This window comes from Ensifer sp. 2TAB8 (assembly GCF_052115125.1).
Classification (GTDB): domain Bacteria; phylum Pseudomonadota; class Alphaproteobacteria; order Rhizobiales; family Rhizobiaceae; genus Ensifer.
On record NZ_JBFRGB010000010.1, the window covers coordinates 145,302 to 166,901 of the forward strand.

General features: G+C 62.7%; 27 protein-coding genes and 1 pseudogene. 12 read left to right on the forward strand and 16 right to left on the reverse strand.

Going from position 1 to position 21,600, the window contains the following annotated elements; translation table 11 throughout:
- The first annotated feature begins 304 nt into the window (after positions 1-304).
- On the forward strand, positions 305-1,933 hold the full coding sequence (locus AB4Z53_RS18130) for a glycoside hydrolase family 43 protein (RefSeq protein WP_441596909.1): 1,629 nt from the start codon (positions 305-307) through the stop codon (positions 1,931-1,933).
- A gap of 124 nt (positions 1,934-2,057) precedes the next feature.
- A complete protein-coding gene (locus tag AB4Z53_RS18135) occupies positions 2,058-2,459 on the forward strand; it encodes an RcnB family protein (protein ID WP_113539374.1) in 402 nt (133 codons plus the stop codon).
- 39 nt (positions 2,460-2,498) lie between these two features.
- Here AB4Z53_RS18135 and AB4Z53_RS18140 read toward each other — a convergent pair whose 3' ends face one another.
- The 3 genes from AB4Z53_RS18140 to znuA all read right to left on the reverse strand — a co-directional run bounded on the left by AB4Z53_RS18140 (position 2,499) and on the right by znuA (position 5,283).
- Positions 2,499-2,714 (reverse strand): hypothetical protein, encoded by a 216-nt coding sequence (locus AB4Z53_RS18140; RefSeq protein ID WP_441596911.1) that lies wholly within the window; start codon positions 2,712-2,714, stop codon positions 2,499-2,501.
- On the reverse strand, positions 2,714-3,919 hold the full coding sequence (gene zigA, locus AB4Z53_RS18145; protein WP_441596913.1) for a zinc metallochaperone GTPase ZigA: 1,206 nt from the start codon (positions 3,917-3,919) through the stop codon (positions 2,714-2,716). The genes AB4Z53_RS18140 and zigA overlap by 1 nt, the downstream gene beginning before the upstream one ends.
- A 326-nt stretch (positions 3,920-4,245) precedes the next feature.
- Positions 4,246-5,283: a zinc ABC transporter substrate-binding protein ZnuA gene (gene znuA / locus AB4Z53_RS18150; protein WP_441596915.1), complete on the reverse strand. Its 1,038-nt coding sequence runs from the start codon at positions 5,281-5,283 to the stop codon at positions 4,246-4,248.
- A 184-nt stretch (positions 5,284-5,467) separates the two neighbouring features.
- On the opposite strand from znuA, the gene AB4Z53_RS18155 reads away from it, so the two are divergent.
- The 3 genes from AB4Z53_RS18155 to AB4Z53_RS18165 are packed head-to-tail and all read left to right on the forward strand — an operon-like array spanning position 5,468 to position 7,591.
- Positions 5,468-6,373 carry an ATP-binding cassette domain-containing protein gene (locus AB4Z53_RS18155; protein ID WP_441596917.1) on the forward strand — a complete coding sequence of 302 codons (906 nt, stop codon included), beginning with the start codon at positions 5,468-5,470 and terminating at the stop codon, positions 6,371-6,373.
- Complete coding sequence (gene znuB, locus AB4Z53_RS18160; RefSeq protein WP_113539379.1) at positions 6,366-7,196, forward strand: zinc ABC transporter permease subunit ZnuB; 831 nt, start codon at positions 6,366-6,368, stop codon at positions 7,194-7,196. The genes AB4Z53_RS18155 and znuB overlap by 8 nt, the downstream gene beginning before the upstream one ends.
- On the forward strand, positions 7,196-7,591 hold the full coding sequence (locus tag AB4Z53_RS18165) for a Fur family transcriptional regulator (RefSeq protein WP_223727585.1): 396 nt from the start codon (positions 7,196-7,198) through the stop codon (positions 7,589-7,591). Before znuB ends, AB4Z53_RS18165 begins: the two co-directional genes overlap by 1 nt.
- 45 nt (positions 7,592-7,636) lie before the next feature.
- On the opposite strand, the gene AB4Z53_RS18170 is transcribed toward AB4Z53_RS18165, so the two are convergent.
- The 9 genes from AB4Z53_RS18170 to AB4Z53_RS18210 all read right to left on the reverse strand — a co-directional run bounded on the left by AB4Z53_RS18170 (position 7,637) and on the right by AB4Z53_RS18210 (position 12,248).
- Positions 7,637-8,167 (reverse strand): gamma carbonic anhydrase family protein, encoded by a 531-nt coding sequence (locus AB4Z53_RS18170; RefSeq protein WP_441596920.1) that lies wholly within the window; start codon positions 8,165-8,167, stop codon positions 7,637-7,639.
- Between the two features lie 117 nt (positions 8,168-8,284).
- Positions 8,285-8,968 (reverse strand): fumarylacetoacetate hydrolase family protein, encoded by a 684-nt coding sequence (locus AB4Z53_RS18175; RefSeq protein WP_441596922.1) that lies wholly within the window; start codon positions 8,966-8,968, stop codon positions 8,285-8,287.
- A gap of 253 nt (positions 8,969-9,221) precedes the next feature.
- Positions 9,222-9,428, reverse strand: a complete 207-nt coding sequence (locus tag AB4Z53_RS18180) for a hypothetical protein (RefSeq protein ID WP_043625188.1) — start codon at positions 9,426-9,428, stop codon at positions 9,222-9,224.
- A 324-nt stretch (positions 9,429-9,752) separates the two neighbouring features.
- Positions 9,753-9,989, reverse strand: a complete 237-nt coding sequence (locus AB4Z53_RS18185; RefSeq protein ID WP_113539383.1) for a DUF982 domain-containing protein — start codon at positions 9,987-9,989, stop codon at positions 9,753-9,755.
- A 196-nt stretch (positions 9,990-10,185) separates the two neighbouring features.
- Positions 10,186-10,422, reverse strand: a complete 237-nt coding sequence (locus AB4Z53_RS18190) for a hypothetical protein (RefSeq protein ID WP_441596926.1) — start codon at positions 10,420-10,422, stop codon at positions 10,186-10,188.
- A gap of 140 nt (positions 10,423-10,562) precedes the next feature.
- Positions 10,563-10,955 (reverse strand): hypothetical protein, encoded by a 393-nt coding sequence (locus AB4Z53_RS18195; RefSeq protein WP_113539385.1) that lies wholly within the window; start codon positions 10,953-10,955, stop codon positions 10,563-10,565.
- Between the two features lie 202 nt (positions 10,956-11,157).
- Complete coding sequence (locus AB4Z53_RS18200; RefSeq protein WP_113539386.1) at positions 11,158-11,448, reverse strand: hypothetical protein; 291 nt, start codon at positions 11,446-11,448, stop codon at positions 11,158-11,160.
- Between the two features lie 148 nt (positions 11,449-11,596).
- Positions 11,597-11,719, reverse strand: coding sequence for a hypothetical protein (locus tag AB4Z53_RS18205; RefSeq protein ID WP_268906811.1), 123 nt, complete (start codon positions 11,717-11,719; stop codon positions 11,597-11,599).
- Positions 11,720-11,864: 145 nt separating this feature from the next.
- A complete protein-coding gene (locus AB4Z53_RS18210) occupies positions 11,865-12,248 on the reverse strand; it encodes a hypothetical protein (RefSeq protein ID WP_365886769.1) in 384 nt (127 codons plus the stop codon).
- A 292-nt stretch (positions 12,249-12,540) separates the two neighbouring features.
- On the opposite strand from AB4Z53_RS18210, the gene dusA reads away from it, so the two are divergent.
- Both dusA and AB4Z53_RS18220 read left to right on the forward strand, forming a co-directional pair.
- Positions 12,541-13,632 (forward strand): tRNA dihydrouridine(20/20a) synthase DusA, encoded by a 1,092-nt coding sequence (dusA, locus tag AB4Z53_RS18215; protein ID WP_441596929.1) that lies wholly within the window; start codon positions 12,541-12,543, stop codon positions 13,630-13,632.
- A gap of 28 nt (positions 13,633-13,660) precedes the next feature.
- The gene (locus AB4Z53_RS18220; RefSeq protein ID WP_441596931.1) at positions 13,661-13,978 is read left to right on the forward strand and encodes a hypothetical protein; all 318 of its coding nucleotides are present in this window, start codon (positions 13,661-13,663) and stop codon (positions 13,976-13,978) included.
- A 110-nt stretch (positions 13,979-14,088) separates the two neighbouring features.
- On the opposite strand, the gene AB4Z53_RS18225 is transcribed toward AB4Z53_RS18220, so the two are convergent.
- Positions 14,089-14,301, reverse strand: coding sequence for a cold-shock protein (locus AB4Z53_RS18225; RefSeq protein ID WP_034788487.1), 213 nt, complete (start codon positions 14,299-14,301; stop codon positions 14,089-14,091).
- A 772-nt stretch (positions 14,302-15,073) separates the two neighbouring features.
- Between AB4Z53_RS18225 and AB4Z53_RS18230 the strand changes: the two genes are divergently transcribed.
- On the forward strand, positions 15,074-15,661 hold the full coding sequence (locus tag AB4Z53_RS18230) for a J domain-containing protein (RefSeq protein WP_441596933.1): 588 nt from the start codon (positions 15,074-15,076) through the stop codon (positions 15,659-15,661).
- 193 nt (positions 15,662-15,854) lie between these two features.
- On the forward strand, positions 15,855-16,589 hold the full coding sequence (locus AB4Z53_RS18235) for an LssY C-terminal domain-containing protein (protein ID WP_441596935.1): 735 nt from the start codon (positions 15,855-15,857) through the stop codon (positions 16,587-16,589).
- A gap of 82 nt (positions 16,590-16,671) precedes the next feature.
- On the opposite strand, the gene AB4Z53_RS18240 is transcribed toward AB4Z53_RS18235, so the two are convergent.
- On the reverse strand, positions 16,672-17,556 hold the full coding sequence (locus AB4Z53_RS18240) for an NAD(P)-dependent oxidoreductase (RefSeq protein ID WP_441596937.1): 885 nt from the start codon (positions 17,554-17,556) through the stop codon (positions 16,672-16,674).
- Between the two features lie 166 nt (positions 17,557-17,722).
- On the opposite strand from AB4Z53_RS18240, the gene AB4Z53_RS18245 reads away from it, so the two are divergent.
- Positions 17,723-18,073 carry a winged helix-turn-helix transcriptional regulator gene (locus AB4Z53_RS18245; protein ID WP_441596939.1) on the forward strand — a complete coding sequence of 117 codons (351 nt, stop codon included), beginning with the start codon at positions 17,723-17,725 and terminating at the stop codon, positions 18,071-18,073.
- Between the two features lie 624 nt (positions 18,074-18,697).
- Here AB4Z53_RS18245 and tyrS read toward each other — a convergent pair.
- Positions 18,698-19,873, reverse strand: a complete 1,176-nt coding sequence (tyrS, locus tag AB4Z53_RS18250; protein WP_441596941.1) for a tyrosine--tRNA ligase — start codon at positions 19,871-19,873, stop codon at positions 18,698-18,700.
- Positions 19,870-20,007: pseudogene (locus tag AB4Z53_RS18255) on the reverse strand (IS630 family transposase); the annotation flags it as partial. The gene tyrS and the pseudogene AB4Z53_RS18255, both read right to left, overlap by 4 nt.
- A gap of 131 nt (positions 20,008-20,138) precedes the next feature.
- Here AB4Z53_RS18255 and AB4Z53_RS18260 point away from each other — a divergent pair.
- A complete protein-coding gene (locus tag AB4Z53_RS18260) occupies positions 20,139-21,038 on the forward strand; it encodes an SMODS domain-containing nucleotidyltransferase (protein ID WP_441596943.1) in 900 nt (299 codons plus the stop codon).
- On the forward strand, positions 20,993-21,586 hold the full coding sequence (locus tag AB4Z53_RS18265; protein ID WP_441596945.1) for a hypothetical protein: 594 nt from the start codon (positions 20,993-20,995) through the stop codon (positions 21,584-21,586). Before AB4Z53_RS18260 ends, AB4Z53_RS18265 begins: the two co-directional genes overlap by 46 nt.
- The last annotated feature ends 14 nt before the right edge of the window (positions 21,587-21,600 follow it).

Below are 21,600 nucleotides of genomic sequence, written 5' to 3' on the forward strand. Positions count from 1 at the left end.
GCACAGCCAGAGTGCCGATTTCAAGCGCGCGTTCAAGTCCGCGATGCGATTTTCCCGTGTAGTTCGGCCGCCTCCGACTAAAGTAGAATAGGCTGTCACGGCGCTCTGCTCATTGTTTGTGCAAACCCGTTTTGCAACGGCGGCCCGACGACGGGCGGACGGTTCCAGCCGACCCGCAAGCCGTGCGAATCGGTGTGGAAACGCGGCCACAGGGATCGGTGCGTGCGCCTTACTGCAACGTTGCAGTCTTGAAATCGTATGATTTTTAAGATCGGATGCGCGCACCAACGGAGGACGCCGAAACATGACCGCCATGATCCGCAACCCGATCCTTAGGGGCTTCAACCCGGACCCATCGATCTGCCGCGTCGGAGACGACTATTACATCGCGACCTCCACCTTCGAATGGTACCCGGGCGTGCAGATCCACCACTCGCGGGATCTGGTAAACTGGAAGGTCATTCGCCGGCCGCTGGAGCGCGCAAGCCAGCTCGACATGCGCGGCAACCCGGACAGCTGCGGCATCTGGGCGCCGTGTCTCTCTTACGACGACGGGCTGTTCTTTCTGGTCTACACCGACGTCAAGCGCTTCGACGGCAACTTCAAGGACGCGCACAATTTCATCGTCACGGCGGAGGCGATCGAGGCGACCTGGTCGGACCCGGTCTACGTCAATTCCTCAGGCTTCGACCCGTCGCTGTATCATGACGACGACGGCCGCAAATGGTTCCTCAACATGCAGTGGAACCACCGGACTGAAAGCTTCGGCGGCTCGCCGAAACATCCGGCCTTCGACGGAATCCTGCTGCAGGAGTGGGACGAGCGGACCCGCAAGCTCGTCGGCCCGGTGAAGAACATCTTTGCCGGTTCGCCGCTCGGCCTCGTCGAGGGTCCGCATCTCTTCAAGAAGAACGGCTGGTATTACCTGACGACGGCGGAAGGCGGCACCGGCTACGACCACGCCGTCACCATGGCGCGCTCACGCTCCATCGACGGCCCCTATGAAATGCACCCGGATACCTATCTGATCACGTCAAAGGATCACCCGGAGGCGCCGTTGCAGCGTGCCGGTCACGGGCAATATGTCGAAACGCCTGATGGCCAGGCCTATCACACGCACCTGACCGGCCGGCCGCTTACGCCTCTGCGCCGCTGCACGCTCGGCCGCGAGACGGCGCTGCAGAAATGCGTCTGGCGCGACGACGGCTGGCTCTATCTGGAGAATGGCGGCCCGGTGCCAGAGGTGCTCGTGCCCGCGCCGGGGCCGGTGGAAGAGCTGCAGGCGCCTGATGTCGTGGAGACGGATTTCGACGACGACGCACTTCCTCTGGAGTTCCAGTGGCTGCGCACGCCGCGGCCGGAGCGGATCTTCTCGCCGGAGAGGAGAGCCGGTCATCTCCGGCTCTTCGGCCGCGAGAGCATCGGCAGCTGGTTCGAGCAGGCGCTGGTGGCGCGGCGGCAGGAGCATCATTCCTTCCGCGCCGAAACAGCCGTCGACTTCACGGCCGAAACCTACCAGCAGGTCGCGGGCCTGACGCATTACTACAACCGCCACAAGTTCCATGCACTCGGCGTCACCTGGCATGAAACGCTGGGGCGGGCGCTGACGATCCTGTCATGCCCGGGTGATTTCCCGCATGGCCGGCTGGAATTTCCACTTGGCAGCGGCGTCGCCATTCCGGATGGCCCGATCGAGCTTGCCATGGAGATCCGCGACAACGATCTGCAGTTCTTCTGGCGGGAGAGGCGGGCAGGCGATTGGCGCGCGGTCGGCCCGGTTCTCGATGCGGGCGTGGTCTCGGACGAGGGTGGCCGCGGCGAGCATGGATCCTTCACCGGCGCCTTCGCCGGCATGTTCGCCTTCGATACATCCGGTGCCGGCAAGCCCGCCGATTTCGATTGCTTCCGTTACGTCAGTCTTGGTGCGGGCTAATGCAAAAACATTAGAAAATACGAATAAGCATCAGATATCATTGCGTATTTGTAATGTAGAGTTTCATATTCGGTTCAGGAAGCGTGGCCTAATTTCCGGGTGCATACAACGAAAGGACACCCGAATGAAACGTCTCCTGATCGCGCTCGTCGCCAGCTCCGTTCTGATCACGCCGGTCGCGGCCCTTGCCCAGCCGGCAGGATCTTTCGAGGTGGCGCAGAATTATGATCGCTCCCGCCGCCCAATCGACCGGAATGGCGATCGCCATATGGATCGTCACGTCGACCGCCATGTCGACAAGCACGTCACGATCGAGAAGCGCGTGATCGTCAAGAAGAAGGAGCGCTGGGCGCGCGGTCATCGCCTGTCGCCGGCCGAACGCCGCCACATGGCGCAGGTGCGCGACTACCGTTACTACAAGCTGCGCCCGCCGCCGCGCGGCCAGCAGTGGGTGCGGTCTGGCAACGACTTCCTGTTGATCAGCCTTGCAACCGGCGTCATCGTCGGCCTGACCACGGTTCGCTGATCCTCACGGATCGCCGATACAACAAAGGGGTGGCGTTCACTACGCCGCCCCTTTGCCGTTTCCAAGGGCGGTGACGGCGCCCGGTCGTTCTCCAAACAGCAGTCCTTCGATCTCGCCCGCTACATCCAGCATATCCACTTCGCTCCAGGGTGCATCCCCGAGAATGGGATCGAACATCGGCACCGGACGCCCGGCGGCGTTGAGCGCCATGCAGATGAAGCGTGGTCGGCGCTGGGCGCGCGCAGTGTCTGCCATCAGGCGGCCCGTGGCGACCAGTTGGCGAAGGGATCGGCGAGATCGCGCCAGCGCTCCGGACGGAAGCTATCGTCGGCAATCAAGCAGGCGTCGAGTTCGGCGCGAAGATTTGCCTCGTCCATCGGGTCGGCGCCGATGAACACGATCTCCTGGCGGCGATCGCCCCAGACCGGATCCAGGTAGGGACCGACTGCCTTCAGGAAACCCGGATCACGCGGCCACTGCTCCTTCGGCACGGCCGACCACCAAAGGCCCATCTTTCCTGTACGGACCAGCGGCCCCGCCTGGCTGATCTCGCCGACATAGTGCGGGCGGGTCGCGAGCCAGAAGAAACCCTTGGCGCGGAGCACGCCCGGCCAGGAGCGGTTGAGGAACGCCTGGAAGCGCATGGGGTCGAGCGGACGGCGGGCGCGATAGACGAAGGAGCGGATGCCGTATTCCTCGGTCTCTGGGATATGTTCCTTGAAACCATGCAGTTCCTTGTACCAGAGCGGGTGTTCTTCGGCCTTGGCGAGATCGAAGCGACCGGTCCCAAGAACCTCGCGCAGGTTCACCTTGCCAAAATCGGTCTCGATCAGCTGCGCATCGGGATTGAGCCCGACGATGATCTTGCGGGCGGCATCCACCTGCTCGGGCGTCGCCGTGCCGATCTTGTTGAGGACGACGACATCGGCAAATTCGATCTGCTCGACCAGGAGGTCGACCAGCGTGCGCGTATCGCCTTCGCTGGCGGTCTCACCGCGATCGGCGAGGAAATCGAGCGAGGAATAGTCAGCGATCAGGTTCACGGCGTCGACGACGGTCACCATCGTGTCGAGGCGCGCGACATCGGCAAGGCTCTCGCCGTCCTCGTCGCGAAAATCGAAGGTGGTGGCGACGGGCAGGGGCTCGGAAATGCCGCTCGATTCGATCAGCAGATAGTCGAAGCGGTTCTGTTCCGCGAGGTTGCGGACCTCCTTCAGGAGATCGTCGCGCAGCGTGCAACAGATGCAGCCATTGGTCATTTCTACAAGCTGTTCTTCCGTGCGCGACAGACCGGCGCCGCCGTCGCGCACCAGTGCCGCATCGATGTTGACCTCGCTCATGTCATTGACGATGACTGCGACGCGCAGGCCGTCTCGGTTCGAAAGCACGTGGTTAAGCAGCGTCGTCTTGCCGGCGCCAAGGAAGCCGGAGAGAACGGTGACAGGGAGCTTTTCCATCAATTGGTTCCTGAATGTTATATCGTTACATACGATGCGAAGAGAAAAGGCGAGCGCGGACGCCCGCCGGATACGCGAGTTCGAAGTTTGGCGTTCGACCCTTCGGCAGGACCCGATTTGCCGCTCAGCCAGTCGTTCTCATAACCTCCTCCGTAACCGGTGGCTGACCTTCCGCTCGTCATCCTCGGCTTGACTGGAGGAACGGTTCTGCCTCCGTCCACGGTGATGCTTGGGTCAAGCCCGAGCATGACAGAAGAAGGGGACGAGGGGACGCTGGAAGGAGGAGGAGGCGGGCGCGAACGCCCACCTCGCCGTCTTGGGAGGACGGGTCAGCTTGCCGAGGCGAGGCAGGTTTTCAGCGAGGTGCCGATCCCTTCCATCATCTGGAAGTAGAGATCCGGGCCAGCGTCGAGGGTGCCGGCTTCCGGGTCGAGGGTGCCGGATTTCGCCGGCGTTCCCTCGATCACCACATTGATCAGCTTAGGCTCGAACTGCGGTTCGGCAAAAACGCAGGTTGCGCCGAGTTCCTTGATCTTGGCGTGGATCTGCGACAGCCGCTCCGCACCCGGCAGCACCTCCGGGCTGACGGTGATCGAGCCGGCGACGCGGACCTTGTAGCGATGCTCGAAATACTGGTAGGCGTCGTGGAAGACGACGAAGGGCTTGTCCTTCACCGGCGCCACGGTCTCCGTCAGCTTGGTGTCGAGCGCGTCCAGCCGTTTGTTCAGCGCTTCCAGATTGGCCTTGTAGGCGCCGGCGTTGTCCGGATCGGCCGCGGCAAGCGTCTTTTCGATCTCGGCGGCCATGGCCTTGGCATTCATCGGGTCGAGCCACATGTGCATGTCGGTATCGCCGTGTCCGTGGTCGTGGTCGTGCCCGTGGTCGTGCGCTTGGGCCGCTTCCGGCGCAGCGGCGTGATCGTGCTCCGCTTCGCCTTCCGCATGCTTGTGGCCTTCCTCTCCGTGGCCCTCATCGCCATGACCTTCTTCGCCATGGTCATGGTCTTCGAAAGCACCGCCTTCGCGGAACTTCAGCTTCTCGATGCCGGGGGCCTCGCTGAGCTCCACCACTTTCGCGTCGCCGGAAAGCGCATCGAGCGGCTTGTCGAGGAAGGCTTCGAGCCCGGGGCCGACCCAGAAGACCACCTTCGCCGCCTGCAGGGCCGACGCGTTGGAGGGCTTCATGTTGTAGGTGTGCGGGGATGCCGCGCCCTCGACGATCAGCGATGGCTCGCCGACGCCCTGCATGATCGAGGCGACGAGGGAGTGGATCGGCTTGATCGAAACCACCACATTGGGGCCAGCAGCGAATGCCGGCGCGGTGAAGAACATGGTGGAGGCAAAGAGCAGGGCGGATGTCGATTTCATCGGGTTCTCCGGGCTTGAATGACGCACCTGGCCGCATCGACCGGGCGCGCTGTCGGGCATGCAATCTCTTGCTTCAGCAGGTCGTTGATGGCCTTGAAGTCGTCATGTAATGTTATTACATCAATTGCGTTATGCTATAACGTGTGCGATAGCCAGTGGCAACCATCCAATCCGGAATTTTTTCATGCTGAATTTCCGCTCCCCAGAAACGCTGCCGCTGGTCAATCTCAGCAATACGGGCGTGCGCCGCAACGGCCGCTGGCTGGTGCGTGGCGTCGAGTTCTCGATCAGCCCGGGCGAGATCGTCACGCTGATCGGGCCGAATGGCTCGGGCAAATCGACGACGGCGAAGACGGCGATCGGCGTGCTGAAGCCGGACGAGGGCCATGTCGAACGCAAGCCAGGCCTGAAGGTCGGTTACGTGCCGCAGAAGCTTGCGGTCGACTGGACGCTGCCTTTGACGGTCGAGCGGCTGATGACGCTGACCGGTCCGCTGAAGGGCCGGGAGATCGAGGAAGCGCTGTCGGCGACCGGCGTGCTGCATCTGGCGAAATCCGAGGTGCAGCATCTCTCCGGTGGCGAATTCCAGCGCGCGCTGCTCGCCCGCGCCATTGCCCGCAAGCCGGACCTGCTGGTGCTCGACGAGCCGGTTCAGGGGGTCGACTTCAGCGGTGAGATCGCACTCTACGAACTGATCAAGCAGATCCGTAACCGCACCGGCTGCGGCATCCTGTTGATCTCGCACGACCTGCACATCGTCATGGCCGAGACCGATACGGTCGTTTGTCTCAACGGCCATGTCTGCTGCCGCGGCACGCCGCAGGTGGTCAGCCAGAGCCCCGAATACCAGAAGCTCTTCGGACGTCGGGCCGCCAATGCGCTTGCCGTTTACAGCCACCACCACGACCACACCCATCTGCCCGATGGCCGGGTGCTGCATGCGGACGGTTCGATTACCGAGCATTGCTATCCCGGCGACGGCCACCACCACGACCACGAGGAAAACGTGCACGATCACGGCGAGGATTGCGGTTGCGGCCATCATTCGCGGCTGCATGGCTATGACGCGAAGGAGAAGCGCGATGCTTGACGATTTCTTCGTGCGCGCACTGATCGCCGGCATCGGCATCGCCGTCATGGCCGGGCCGCTCGGCTGCTTCGTCATCTGGCGCCGCATGGCCTATTTCGGTGACACCATGGCGCATTCGGCGCTGCTCGGTGTGGCGCTGTCGCTGCTGCTCGAGCTCAATCTGATGCTCAGCGTCTTCATCGTCGCTTCCGTCGTCTCGGTGCTGCTCCTCTTCCTGCAGCGGCGCGGCGCGCTGTCGACGGATGCGTTGCTCGGCATCCTCTCCCATTCGGCGCTGTCCGTCGGCCTCGTCATCGTCGCCTTCATGACCTGGGTGCGCATCGATCTGGTCGGCTTCCTCTTCGGCGACATTCTCGCGGTCTCCGAATCCGATATCGACATCATCTGGGGTGGCGGCATCCTGGTGATTTTTGCGATCGTCTATCTCTGGCGACCGCTCTTGGCTTCGACCGTCAATCCCGAGCTGGCCGAAGCCGAGGGGCTGAAGCCCGAGCGCACACGGCTCTTCTTCATGCTTTTGATGGCGCTTGTGATCGCGATCGCCATGAAGATCGTCGGCATTCTGCTTATCACCTCGCTCCTGATCATCCCGGCCGCAACCGCACGGCGCTTCTCGACTTCGCCGGAGGTGATGGCGGTGCTTGCCTCGGTCATCGGGGCGCTCGCCGTCACCGGCGGACTTTTCGGCTCGCTGCACTGGGATACGCCGTCGGGACCGTCTATCGTCGTTGCCGCGGTTGGGCTTTTCGTTCTGAGTCTGCTACCGATCGGCCGCCGCCCGATCGAGGCAGCGCATCATTCCACGCCCGGAGGACACCACTGATGGTTACGCCGCAACTGACCAAGAACCAGACGCTGGTGATGGATGCGCTCAGCCATTCCGAAGGGCCGATGAGCGCCTATACCATTCTCGACAAGCTGCGCGATCATGGCTTCCGCGCGCCGCTTCAGGTCTATCGCGCACTGGACAAGCTGCTCGAATACGGCCTCGTCCATCGGCTGGAGAGCATCAATGCTTTCGTTGCCTGCACCTGCCCGCACGATCACGAGCACGACCATGGCGTCACTGCCTTCACCATCTGCGAAGGCTGCGGCCAGGTGACGGAGTTTCACGACGAGGCCATCGAGCAGCGGCTTTCGACCCTGACCCGGGCACAGAACTTCAAGACCGAGAAGACCACGATCGAGATCCGCGGCCATTGCCAGAGCTGCGCCTAAGTTCGGCGCTGCCATGCTGGGCGCAAGAGCCTGATTGGCTGGAGCTCAGTCCAGCCGGGTGAGATCGGCGGCGTAGCGCCGCCAGTTCTTGACGTAATGCGCTGCCGAGCGCTTCAAGCCTTCGACTGCCGCCTCGTCGAGGGTGCGGATCGCCTTGGCTGGCGCGCCGACGATCAGCGAGTTGTCGGGAAATTCCTTGCCTTCGGTCACCAGCGCATTGGCGCCGACCAGGCAGTTGCGGCCGATCCTGGCGCCGTTGAGCACTGTCGCGCCCATGCCGATCAGCGAGTTCTCGCCGATGGTGCAGCCATGGATGATCGCGCCATGGCCGATGGTACAACCTTCGCCGATCGTCACCGGAAAGCCCGGGTCAACATGGATGACGACGTTTTCCTGGATGTTGGCGCGGGCGCCGAGCCGGATCGGCTCATTGTCGCCGCGCAGCGTTACTCCGAACCAGATTCCGACCTCGTCGCCGATCTCGACCTGGCCGATGACGTTTGCGTCAGGCGCCACCCAGTAGCTGCCTTTCGGCGGTGTCTGCGGGCGAAGCGATCCAAGGGCATAAAGCGGCATCGGCAGGTATCCTTCATGTCGTCTGAAATGATGCAATGCCAGGACGGGCGGTTGATGCCTTTCCTGGGCGGTCTCTTCTAGAACATCCTTCGCACGTTCATGCGGACGCTGGAGGCTCTAGAGAACGCTCACGGCAAGGGCTGCGACGCCGTCGACGCCGCAGGTGACCTCGTCGCCGCGCACCACGGCACCAACGCCCGAGGGCGTGCCGGTCATGATGACGTCGCCAGGAGCAAGGGTGAAGAGTTTCGAGAGTTCGGCGATGATCTCCGGCACTTTCCAGATCATCTGGTCGAGATCGCCCTGCTGGCGCATTTCGCCATTCACCTTCAGCCAGATATTGCCGTTCACGGGATGGCCGATCGCCTCGGCCGGCGCGATCGCCGAGACCGGAGCGGAATGTTCGAAGGCCTTGGCGGCGGCCCAGGGCTTGCCGGCCTTCTTGGCCTCCGCCTGCAGATCGCGGCGGGTGAAATCGATCCCGACGGCATAGCCGTAGACGCAATCCAGCGCATCCTCGACGGCGATGTTGCTGCCGCCGCGCTTCAACGCCACGACGAGTTCGACCTCGTGATGAACATCCGAGGTCAGCGGCGGGTAGGGGAAGGCGCTACCGGCGGCAAGCAGGTTGTCCGGGTTCTTCTGGAAGAAGAACGGCGGCTCGCGGTCCGGATCGTGGCCCATTTCGATGGCATGGGCGGCATAGTTACGGCCGACGCAATAGACCCGGCGAACCGGAAATCCGACGAGGCCACCGGAGATCGGCAACAGCACGGGAAGCGGAGGAGGGATGGTTTCCATGATCGTCCGGTCTTGCGCGTCTATCTGTCTTCGATCGACAGGAAGATCGCTGCGCGTTTGATGGGCGCTCGCCGTCGGCCGATTTCGGCTTCGAGCGAGGCAGGAGAGAATCCGGACGTTACTGCATAAATCCGCGAATCGGAATCGATCCGTAGAAAAATAAGACAGGGATCAAGGATGAGGTTGCGGCTGAAGCGCGCCCGGATGGGCGCGCGAATTCACGACACCCGAGAAGGTGCCGTGATCGGATAACTCAGGCGCACTGCGCGTAGGCCTGAAGCTGATCTCGGGTCAGGAATCGACCGTCCGAGCGCGAATTGAGCTCCGGATGGCTATATTCGAGACTGGGAACCTGGGGAAGCTCAAGCGCCTGGCGCACGGTCATGATGCCGAGGTCGCGGCGGCCACCTTCTCGCTTCACGGTGACTTCAACGATGCGATAGAGATTGCTCTCGCTCATATTTTCTCTCCCGTATATCGTTTTTTTGAATTCCCTTGCGGGGATTAACGCGCTCCGAAATTGGTTTTTATGAGGCACCTCAGAATATAGGCCAGAGAAATGAAGGCTTCACGACAGAAATTGGGCCGTTTCTGGAAAAATCATGCGCGATTGGGCGACAATGCGCCGAAATGATGCAGTTTTCGGGCAAATGCCCAAGATCTGAGCCAACCGTCAGTCAGCAAGCGACGGGCTATGCGACTTCAACTAAAACGGTAGCTTGCGCCCGCGGATGGCGAGCGTTTGCCGCTCAGAACGGCGAGACATGTCCGGCGCGGGCGCGCCTCAGTGGGTGCCTAGTTCGGCTTCCTCGGCGGCCGAGATGAACAGCGTTCGTGCCTCTTCGGCCGTGCGGCGACCATCGATGGCGGCGCGGCAGGCGCTGCGGGCGGCAACATAGAACGGCCCGCGACGGGGCCAATGATCGGCAAGGCAAGCAAGTGCGTCCCTGGGACCTTTTACGGTGCGGCAAACGCCGCCAACAAAGTCGAGTTCGATCGGCTGTTTCCAGACTAATTGCATGCGTCTCCTCCTCGAGATCATCTCAATGAATGCCGGCACCGCGGCTGTCGGCCCCTGGCTCCTCTCAAGTGGCCTCGACAGTCGATCTTGCTAATGTAGCGCAGGAGGACGGATTTGTAAGCAGCTTTTCCGTGTTTCTGCGGTCCGCTGCACGCGCCGGCGGTAGTCCGTGGGGCGGATGAGAGATGTAGCGAGCCTAGCAGGAGACGTCGCGCTGCAGCCGTTCGGCATAGGCGCGGCCAGCAATGAGCAGCCGCCCCTCGCTCGTGTTGCCGGCGAGATAGTCGTCGATCAGCATTCTGGCATGGCGCCGCGCCGGCTCGCCGTCGCGCGCCCAGCCCTGTTCGATGCAAAGCACGTCGAAGACGCGCTGCAGCCTTGCCATGTCGACCTTCGACAGCGCCAGGCATTGTGTCGCTCGCAATGGGGCCACCCGTCCCTCCCGTTCGGCCGCGCTTTTAGGCGCACTATGGCAGAACGCGGCCGAATTGAACCCCTTGGGAATGAGGGGTCAGAAGGGCGCCCCGACCACTTTGTTCAGGGCAGCGAGATAGGATCCCAAGTTCCGGGCAATCAGGCCGCAGGGACGACGCGGTCGACCTTGGTGCGGCGGCCGCCTTCTTCGATGCGGTAGTAGTCGGATCCGATCAGGGCGTACTGGTCGCAGCGGTGGCCGCCGTCCTCGAAGGCGATGCAGACTTCGTCGCCGGTGATCGTGTAGCTGCCGCCATCGCGCACCTCGTAGTCGCGATAGCCGTAGCGGCCGTCGGCGAAATAGGTGGAGGCGACACCGTTGAGATTGTAGCGCAGTGTCTTGCCAACGAGGAAGTCCCGGAGCGCGTCACCCGAAAGGGTCGGCACGGAGGGAGCGACAGGCCTCGGCCTTGCGATTTCCGGCGTCTCCAGTTCCATCGACTGGCATCCGGCCAATAGAAGCGTGAACAGTGCCGCGATCGCGCGTTTCATGCCGTCCGTCCTTTTTCCTGGCTACTGTATCGATACAGGGCGCTGCCTTACCTTATAGGTCCTTAGTTCGAAATGGATTAAAGGCGAAACTAGGGAGCAGGTGCTTGGACAGTGACCACTGGCATATCGATAGACGCGCGGCGCTGTAATCGCCTTGGGTCGTTCCTGTCAAGTCCGGGGAGCCGCAAGGGCGGAAATCGCGTCACGCGTCGTGCTGCGCCGGCGGGTCCGCGTAGTAGAGAAAGAGGTTGGCGGACGCCTCTGCACCGGCCATGGCTGCTTCTCCGAAAGATCCGGCATCCTCGACGTTCTGCCACGCGGCCCTGAGATCGGCGAGGCACGTGGCGATGGAATCGACGATCGCCTGCTTGTCTTGCGCCTGCATGACGAGAGCTGCCACCGTCGCATTCAGGATCGACAGCTGTCCGAGTTGCGCTGCATCGCCATGGAGGCGAAGCTCCTCAGCGCTCATATCGTCCGGGGATTTCGACATCGCATGATTCCTTCGCTTTTCGGTTGCAGCGAGAGGCGATCATTTCCCGGCGAAGAAGGCAAGCTTCCGCCCAGTGAGCGCCGAGACCCGGCGCTGTCGGTTCGAACCCGGGCGGCCTGCTGTTTTTTGCGCGCTAGCAGAGTGCGCGTCAGAACAGGCTGCCGGCAACGGCCGCGGCGACGGTGGCGGCCAGCGCTGCCAACAGGAACGCTGCGCCTATCGCGGTCGCTATTGTGCGTCGGCGCCGTGCGCCGCTCCAATCGTAGCTCATGTCTTCGCTCCGACGACGATCAAGTCAAAGCGGGACGATCGGCGATTCTGCTTAACAAAATGGAAACCATGCTGATGGCGGAGTATCGGGGGGGCGGAGGCGGTCCTCGCGACGTTGTGCGGCCTCCGCCCGACTGGCGATCCCGTCAGCCCCGCATCGTGCGGAGTTCCGGGAAGTCGTACCAGCGCAGTCTCTTGTCGCCGCAGCGGGAATCGTACGAGCTCGAGTCAACGATTTTCCCATCGCGCAGGGCATAGCCACCGACCTGCAATACTTCCTGAATCCTCGTTTCCCTGAAGCGAACGCAGAACGCGTAGATCTTGGCTTCGGGATTGAGCAAGACCACGCTCGATATCTCCGCCGTCTTGAACTGGGCGCCCTTGGCGTCGATTGACCGCATCACGGCAACATACTCCCTGCGCACCGCCGCCGACGGCGGCTTTTGCGTTGCCAGGACGGATTCCGGCGCCGGCGGCTGGCAGCCCGAGAGCGCAAGCGCGGCCAGTCCGAGGTAGAGATATTTCAGCATCGATGTTCCCCATAGATTTTTGCCGCGCAGGTTGTAGCCGGCAAGTGTGATGGCCGCAATATCAATTGGATAGCCGGACGTCCTGTCCGGCGATCGGCGGACTCCTGGTTGCGTCGAGAGAGGGTCCGTCCGTTTCGTTCGCACCGTCTCGCATTCTTGGGCGTTGCGCTGTATAAGGCGCGGTCCCCTGTGGGAGCCTTGGCGCCAATCGGGCCCCGGTGCTACAGACCCGCCGTGCGTGCTACATTGTGGCACCGGCGTGCAGAGCCAGAATAACGAGAGTTGATCGAGCATGGCAGAAGGCCGCGCGCAGCCTGGAAATCCGGGCAACCGTCACTATTTCAACGCACCGGTCTTCGCCGTGGCGCCCATGATCGACTGGACCGATCGCCACTATCGCTTCTTCGCGCGGCAGCTGTCGAAGCATGCGTTGCTCTATACGGAAATGATCGTCGCCGAAGCGATCCTGCGGGGCGACCGGCAGCGGCTGCTCGGCTTTGACGTCTCGGAGAACCCGGTCGCGCTGCAACTTGGCGGCAACGATCCCCGGAAGATGGCGGAGGCGGCGGCCATCGCCGAGGCTTTCGGCTATGACGAGATCAACATGAATGTCGGCTGCCCGTCGGACCGGGTGCAATCGGGCACCTTCGGCGCCTGCCTCATGCAGGAGCCGGAAACGGTCGCGGCCTGCGTTTCGGCGATGAAGGCGGCGGTCAAGATCCCGGTGACGGTCAAGTGCCGCATCGGCGTCGACGATCAGGACCCGGAGGTGGCGCTGCGCAGGCTGGTTGCGCAGGTGGTCGATGCCGGCACGGATGCCGTCTGGGTGCATGCTCGCAAGGCGTGGCTGCAGGGCTTGAGCCCCAAGGAAAACCGCGAGATCCCACCGCTCGACTATGACCTTGTGCATCGGCTGAAGCGGGAAAATCCTAATCTTTTCATCGGTATCAATGGTGGCCTTCAGACCTTGAGCCAGGCGCTTGAGCAACTGCGACACCTTGACGGCGTCATGCTCGGCCGTGCCGCCTATCACGACAGTGCGATGCTGACGGCGGCCGATGGCCATTTCCCGCACCCGCTCACAGGAACGGCGGCGCAGCCTGCGGGCGAATTTTCCGAGCGTGGTCACCGGCTCGATCTCGATTTCTGGAGCGATGTCCGTGACGCTATGGCCGCGTATGCCGCGACGCATATCGCCAACGGCGGCCGGCTGATCCATGTGACGCGGCACATGGTCGGCCTGTTCCAGGGCTGGTCGGGCGCCCGGCGCTACCGACAGATCCTGTCTTCCGATGCGACCCGCCAGGGGGCAGGGCCGGAAGTGATCCACGCAGCCTTCGGTGCGGTGTTCGAGGCGACGGCGGCGAAGCAGGCGGCGGAGTAGCTCGCTGAGAACCGCTGAGAACTATCGAATGCAGCGGTTCGAAATCTACGTCGACGATCAGCTCATTGGGTATACGGCGTTCGAGAACGGCGATGCCGCAATGGGCGTTACGTTTGGACGGTTCTTGCCTACCAGCGCATATCGCCGCGACATCATCACCAAAGAAAGCGTCATCGTCGTCATGCTCGGGGATACGGTGATCCGATCGACCGGCGGCGCGTATATCGAAGACTATTTCGAGGAGCTGGGCGAAATCGAGGTCGCGATCCTCGGCGTAGATTGCCCGCCGTATGGCGAGTTGTTTCCGGAGCTCAAGGCCGCTTACGAGGCGGGGCTTCGGAGCTGACGGACCAGATTGTCCGAGGCATGTCCCTGGGGCATCGATCCCCTGAAACGAAAACGGCGCCCCTTGCGGAGCGCCGTTTCCTTGAAGACTGTCCGATCGGACGATCCGGCTTATGCAGCCTGGATGTTGACGGCCTTCGGGCCCTTGCCCATGCGGTCCGGCTCGGTGTCGAAGGTGACCTGCTGGCCATCCTTGAGGGTTGCAAGGCCAGCGGCCTGAACGGCGGAGATGTGTACGAACACGTCCTTCGCGCCGCCATCCGGCGTGATGAAGCCGAAGCCCTTGTCCTGGTTGAAGAATTTAACGATGCCCTTAGTGGCCATGGAAGAAGTCCTTTTCCTTCAGTCAATTTGCGTTGCCCGCGCCCCCTGGGGGATGTGGGCATCTCGTCTTCCGCTTGCAAGCGGAAAGGCGTCGAGTGGTCACGATTCGGGGAAAAGACGTCTACGGTGCCGCTGCCGGCAGTCCCAACACGAGGTCGGGCGCAGTTGAAAGTCCAGTCTCCGGGATAGAAATCGCCCGAACGGCGCAAGAAGTGACAGTATTTGCAGAAAAAGGCAAGTACCTTGTGCGTTGCGTCAAAGGGCGAACCTGCCGTCTTCGCAAGGCATTTGCCGGTTCTTGCAGCTCCCTTCACTCCTCCGTCAGAAAAATCGGGGACGGCCCGTTTCTCGACACAATTTCGTCCCGACCTCGACCGAACGTGCGCGCCGCCGACGGGGCTGTTTGCTGCGCCCGAGCGGATGGCGTCGTTGCGTCTGGCATCGAGCCGGAGGCTTGCACATCTTCGGGATAACGCGCAGGCTTTACCGAAGGTTGGTTCCGTCTTGGCCGGCGATGGCGTAGCCAAGGGGCAGGGGCGGCGGCCGCGCCATGCGAAGCGTCGCCTTGGCCGGACGAAGTTTCGCCTTGGCCGGACGAAGTGTCGCTCTGGCAGGAAGATTGTGTGGTCGTGCCGGACCAAATGGCGTCCGGATCGGATAATGTGTCGTCTTGACCGGACGAGAGTATTGCGAGGGCCGGACGACTGCGTCGCCCGGAGAATGCGCCGGACGGCTTTGCCGGGCGGTGGAGTGACTTACGGAGAGGGACAGCGTGATCGACCCTTACGAACTGCTTGGACTGGAACGCGACGCGGACAATCAGGCAATCCGCAGCGCCTATCGCAAGGCGGCGAAATCGGCGCATCCGGATTCCGGCGGCGATCCCGAACAGTTTGCGCGCCTGCAGATAGCCTACGAACTGCTCAAGGATCCGGTGCGCCGCAAGGTCTATGACGATACCGGCTACGATCCGCAGCTCGCCGATCCACGTGACCTCAAGGGCCTGATGATGCTGGAAACGCTGGTCAACGAGTTCATTCTCGACGAACGCGAGCCCGGTAGCTTCGATCCCGTCGCCGCCATGCGGCGCAAGCTTTCGGACGATATCGTCAAGAGCCGTTTCCATATCCTCGAGCTTGAGCGCCACCGCGCCCGCGTGCGCAAGCACCTCGACCGCCTCGGCCGCCGGCCGGAGACCGACGTGCTCGGTTCGATGCTGCGCGCCCGCTCGCGGTCGATTGCCGAGGCGATCAAGAACACCGACGAGCAGATCAAGGCCATCGAGCAGGCCTATGAGATGCTGGAAGGCTATTCCTACGAACTGGAAGCGCTGGAGGTGAAGGCGCATGCGGCGGAGTAGGGTCGTCTCTCAACTATAGGTGCGGTGCACGCCTGACGCCGGCGGTACCGTTGCCGTCCGCGCTCCACGGAGCCGCGCATTTTCTTCTGCCACGGCCCCCGCTGTGCAGACGCGGCCTTGGGTGTCATAATCTTCCGTCCTGTTCCGGTTGGCCGTAGACTGCGGCCGTGATCGACGGTGAGGGGGGAGTGAGATGCGGCGTCGCTCGGGCATGCGCCTTGGTCTTTTCGTGACGGCGGTCGTGCTGATCGCCTATCTCGCGGTCTGCTATTTCCTCGTGCCCGAACTCTGGATCTTTCACGACGACCGTCGGAAAACTCCGCTCAATGCCATGGTCACATCGACGGAACAGGGTATTCCGGGCGACCCTATCAATGTCGGGCTGGTCGGCTCCAGGGAGCAGATCATTCGTGCCTTTACGGCCGCCGGCTGGGATGCCGCCGACAAGGTCACGCTGCGGTCTTCGATCGATATCGGCCTCAGCGTCGTGCTTGATCGCCCGGATCTGGATGCACCCGTCAGCCCGCTGTTCTACGAGGGGCGCAAGCAGGACCTGGCCTTCGAAAAACCGGTCGGCCGCAGCGCCGACCAGCGCAACCATGTGCGCTTCTGGCAGACCACGACGACGGCCGAGGGCGACAGGCCGCTCTGGCTCGGTTCGGCCAGTTTCGACCGCGGCGTGGGCCTGAGCCACGACACCGGACAGATCACGCACCACATCGGCCCCGACCTCGACGCCGAACGCGATCTGGTGATCGGCGACCTCGGAAAGGCCGGGCAGGTGCCGTCGACCTATGAGATCCCCGGCGTCGGTGCGACGACAACCGGTCGCAACGGCGGCGGCGACCCCTATTTTACCGACGGCATGACCCTGGTCGGCGTGCTCGATCCGGCGATCGAAGACAGCGGTGCGAAGGCAGGCAAATGACGCCAGGCGTTTTCGCCTGCACGCGTAGCCGGGAACAGGCGGCGTCAAGGCGGGACGACACCCACTCTGACGCCACCATGCCTTAGGCCGACCGGCCCATGAACTGCGACAGCGACGCGAAGTCGTCATGCAGGTGACCGGCGGCAATCGCCCGACGGAAGATCGCCTCGTAGCCGTCGGTAATCGTCCGGTCGATGCCGCGGGCTTCCATCAGGTCGACGAGATGGCGGAAGGCGCCAAAGTGCGGCGAGACGGAGGAGAGCGTTTCGGCGTCGGCGGTATAGCGACCGGCGGCGCTGCGCCTGATCAGATCGGCAACCAGCCCCTCGACCACCGGCGCCGTTGCCGACCACTGCTTGTCAAGCGTTTCCAGATCGATCGCCTCGGCGCGGCAGACGGCGATCGACTGCAGCGCGCCGAACAGCGCGCCCCACATCAGGGCGAGCAGGGCGCTGTCGAGCGCATTGGCAAGGCCCGGATCCGTGCCGATGTACTGGACATTGCCGCCGAGCGCCCGCAGCACGTAGCGCGCCGCCTCGAAGACGTCTGCCGGCCCGGAGACCAGCAACGTGCCCGCCTCGGTGCCGATGAAATCCGGTGTCGCCAGGATCGCGCCGTCGAGATGGCGGATGCCGTGCCGCGCTGCCCAGCCCTGCACCTCGCGGGCGCCATCCGGTGTTCCCGAAGTCAACTCGACGATCAGCTTGTCGTGAAGCGCGGTGGCAACAGCGCCGTTGCGCAGCAGGCCCTCCGTCGCCGCATAGTCGCTGACATTGACGATGACGATGGCGCTCGCCGCAACAGCATCGCCAACGCTTGCGGCGACCTCGGCCCCGGCTGCGGCGAGCGGCGCCGCCTTTTCGGCCGTGCGGTTCCAGACCGTCGTGCGGTAGCCGGCGGCCAGCAGCGCGCGCGCCAGCGCCGATCCCATGCGCCCCATTCCCAGAACGCTGATTGCAGGTTGCATTTTCAATCTCCATATCCATGGCGCGCGGGCGTTTGTTCTCGCCTGTATCGCGCTTGACCCGTGACGCGGCCGGCGGCTGCCGGTGCGGGTCAGACGTATGGTGGGATCACCGCGGCGCAATACGCACCCGGCGGTTAGTGGTTACGCTGAAGTAAGGGAGAAGGACGTGACGAGACCGATGGAAAATTGCGGCTTTGCCACCGCGTTGAAGGCGATCGAAGGCAAGTGGAAGGTCGATATCCTCTGCGAACTCGGCACCGCCGCCCGCCGCTTCGGCCGCCTGCGCCAGGCGATCCCCGCCATCAGCGAAAAGATGCTGGCGCAGCAGCTACGCGAACTGGAGGCCGACGGCCTTGTCAGCCGCACGACCTATCCGGAAACTCCGCCCAAGGTGGTCTATTCGCTGACGACACGCGGCGCGGCGCTGAACGTGGCGGCGGAGGCCTTGTGTCAGTGGGGCTTGAGGTACGGCGACGACGCAGGGCAGGTCGAGGCGAGGGCGGTTGCATCCGCCTAGCGGCCGATCTCGGGTGGCCTCGTGCCGGCTCACTTTCGAGCGCGGCGTTGGAACAGCAATGTCGGCCGCCGAAGCCCCTCGATCTGTTGCCGGGGCTGTTGGCGCCTCGATATTGGCGGCTCCAGCCCATTCTCTTCACATCCCTGCTTCCAGCGGCGCGTTTGCGCGGCGGATAAATGCGCCACCACGCTCGTGCTCTTACACCTGGCAGCAGGTCTCCTTCGCGCCGCAGACGCGGCGCGGCTGGATTCCTGCGACGAGCACAGGAATGAGGGCGATGGTGTCGTTGTGGTGTTTGCGGAGAACATTGTGACGCGGGGACCCAGGGGACGTTGTCCGAGGTTCGCGGAGCTGTCATCTCGCCGCTGCTCCGTCTCAATTCCCAACTTCGTGCCTCTGGGGCCCGGTTCTTGGCGGATACAACCCTCCCTCATCCCTGTGCTCGTCACAGGGATCCAGCAGCCGTGCGTCCGCACGGCTGAAAACGGCGCCAGCAGCGCTACGCACTTGCACTGGGCCGCGACGCGCGTTCGCGTCGCAGACGCGGTGCGGCTGGAATCTTGCGACGGGCACAGGAACGGAAGCGGCGGCTGCCTGGGCCTGGTAGCCGCCGCGCGAGCCGACCTACTTCACCACCACATGGCGCTTCTTGCCGAGAGAGAGCCGGAGCGGCTCTCCTTCGACGGTCACCAGCCCATCCGCATCCTCGACGACCTCGCCATCGATGCGAATGCCGCGGCCGGCGATGGCCCGCCGCGCCTCGCCCTTGGATGACGCCAGTCCGGCCCGGACAAGCAGGTCGATCAGCGCCACGCCCACGCTGCGCTCGGCATCGCTGAGCACGACGGTCGGCAGCCCTTCGGCCGCTTCGCCGGCGCCAAACGCCTGCCGTGCCGTCTCCTGCGCCTGCCGCGCGGCGTCCGCCCCATGCACCAGCGCCGTCGCTTCGTTGGCAAGCCGCTCCTTCACCGCGTTGAGCGCCGCACCCTCGGCGCGGCCGAGCCGTTCGATCTCGTCGAGCGGCAGCTCGGTGAAGAGTTTCAGGAAGCGCACCACGTCGGCATCCTCGACGTTGCGCCAGAACTGCCAGTAGTCGTAGGGCGACAGGCGATCGGCGTTGACCCAGACGGCGCCGGCCGCCGTCTTGCCCATCTTGACGCCCGAGGCGGTGGTCAGCAGCGGCGTGGTCATGCCGAAGACCTCCTGTCCCTCCATGCGCCGGATCAGGTCGATGCCGCCGACGATGTTGCCCCACTGGTCGCCGCCACCGAGCTGGATCCGGCAGCCGGTGCGGCGGAACAGCTCGAGGAAATCGACCGCCTGCAGGATCATGTAGTTGAACTCGAGGAAGCTCAGGTTCTCCTGCTGCTCCAGCCGCGTCCTGACGCTGTCGAACGAGAGCATCCGGTTGACGGAGAGATGTTTTCCCACGTCCCGCAACATGTCGATCCAGGCCATCCTGTCCAGCCAGTCGGCATTGTTGACCATGACCGCATCGCTCGGCCCGTCGCCGAAGGTCAGCAGCCGCTCGAAGACCGTGCGGATGCCGGAGAAATTGGCCGCAATCTCGTCCTCCGACAGCATCGGCCGTGCCGCCGAGCGAAAACTGGGATCGCCGATACGCGTGGTGCCGCCGCCGATCAGCACGATCGGCTTGTGCCCCGCCTGCTGCATCCGCCTGAGCGCCATGATCGGCATGAGGTGCCCGACATGCAGACTGTCCGCCGTCGCATCGAAGCCGGCATAGACAGGCACGATCCCGCCCGCAAAGGCGCCATCGATGCCCTGAAGATCGGTCACCTGGTTGAAATAGCCGCATATCCCGCAGCTCTAAAGTAGTCGGCGCATTCTCCAGGAGTGCACCAGGGTAGCAAGGCGCCGACTGCGTCCCAAAGGGCATCAATCTTTCGCTCCGCTCTTGGCCGCAACATGGCTGCAGCAACCTCATCAGCACTCGCGAATACTCTCGCGGCTTCGAGTTTAGTTCCTGAAGTACGGCGGCCGGGGAGCCACCACTAGACATAGTGTCGAAGATGGTGGAATAACTTGTGAATGTATCGAGGCGTTGAGCGACGAAATGTGGATTGCTGTTCGAGAAAGATTTCGTCGTTTCGTCGATGCACTTCAAATCACAACCATCCAACGTGACGACGGGATCGGCAAACACCTCGCTATCGGAGAAGTTCTCGAACGAGCCTACTATGGTGGAAATGTTCATCCGGCACCTCCGGGTTTCCTCGTAGGCTCCTGGGGCAAGCAGACCCAAGTACGCCCCTCTCAGGATGTCGACTCCTTTTTTGTGCTGCCAGATGCCGTGAAGACGCGTTTCGACCAGCGCCAGGGTAACGTACAATCACAACTACTGCAGGAAGTGAAAAGTCTGCTGCTAGAGGACTACCCGCAAACCGACATTCGCGGTGACGGTCAAGTGGTAGTCGTGGACTTCAATTCGATCGCCATCGAAGTTGTGCCCGTGTTTCGAAACTGGGGCACCTATCTCATGCCCGACACAAGTAATGGGGGACAATGGAAAGCGGTCGACCCGTGGGCGCAGATCGAACAGATCCAACAGACCGATCATGCTATGAACGGCAACGTCCGCGCGCTTGCACAGATGATGAAGCATTGGCGCAACGAGAAAAATGTCCCGCTCAAATCCTTCGTGATCGAAATTTTGGTTTCTCAATTTCTTCCGGCCCGCGGCTACGGCGACCAAAGCACCTTTTGGTATGATTTCTATGTGCGTGATTTCCTCGAATACCTTTGCCGACGAGCAAACGGATACATCAGTATTCCGGGAACCGGGGAGGTGTTCGCATTGGGCGATGCGTGGCTCTCTCGCGCCGAAACGGCCCGCGCAATAGCGCAGTCGGCGTGTGATTTGGAGAAACACGACTACGATGCAGCAGCGGGGCAAGAATGGCAGAAAATATTCGGACCGAGGATACCAATACACGTGACGTGATCACGCGGAGACTTGCTGAAATACGCGCCGAAGCCCTTCGGCAGGAAGAAAGCTGCCTCTACACGTCGACTGCAATCTACGGATGGCTTGGAACCGTGAAGTTCCAGCACGCTGTTGTCGTGCTGACACCAATAATACTCACGGCGATAACAGGGCTCGTATACGTGAAGGAGTTAGTTCCTGCTTGGAGTGTGGCACTGGCAGGGCTTTTGACGACCCTCGTCCCATCGATAGCGAAAGCACTTGAGTTTGAAACTCATGTGAAGGAGCTGAAACACGCCGCATCAGAGTACAAGAGTCTGCAAGACAGATTCCGCCAGCTTGCCCAAATCGTGACCCATGGGGACGTCGCGCCGGCTGAGGCACGTTTGGGAGAGTTGATGGATCGATTAGACGCCGTGCGTGCGAAATCGATTGTTGTGCCGCAACACTACTTCGACGAGGCGCGCACGAAGATAAAGAACGGTGACTACGATTACTCAGTTGACATCGCCTTGAGGGACGCGGCCGAGAAAGGGAACGTCCTTCCCATCTCAAAACGGCAATGAGATTCCGAAAGGTT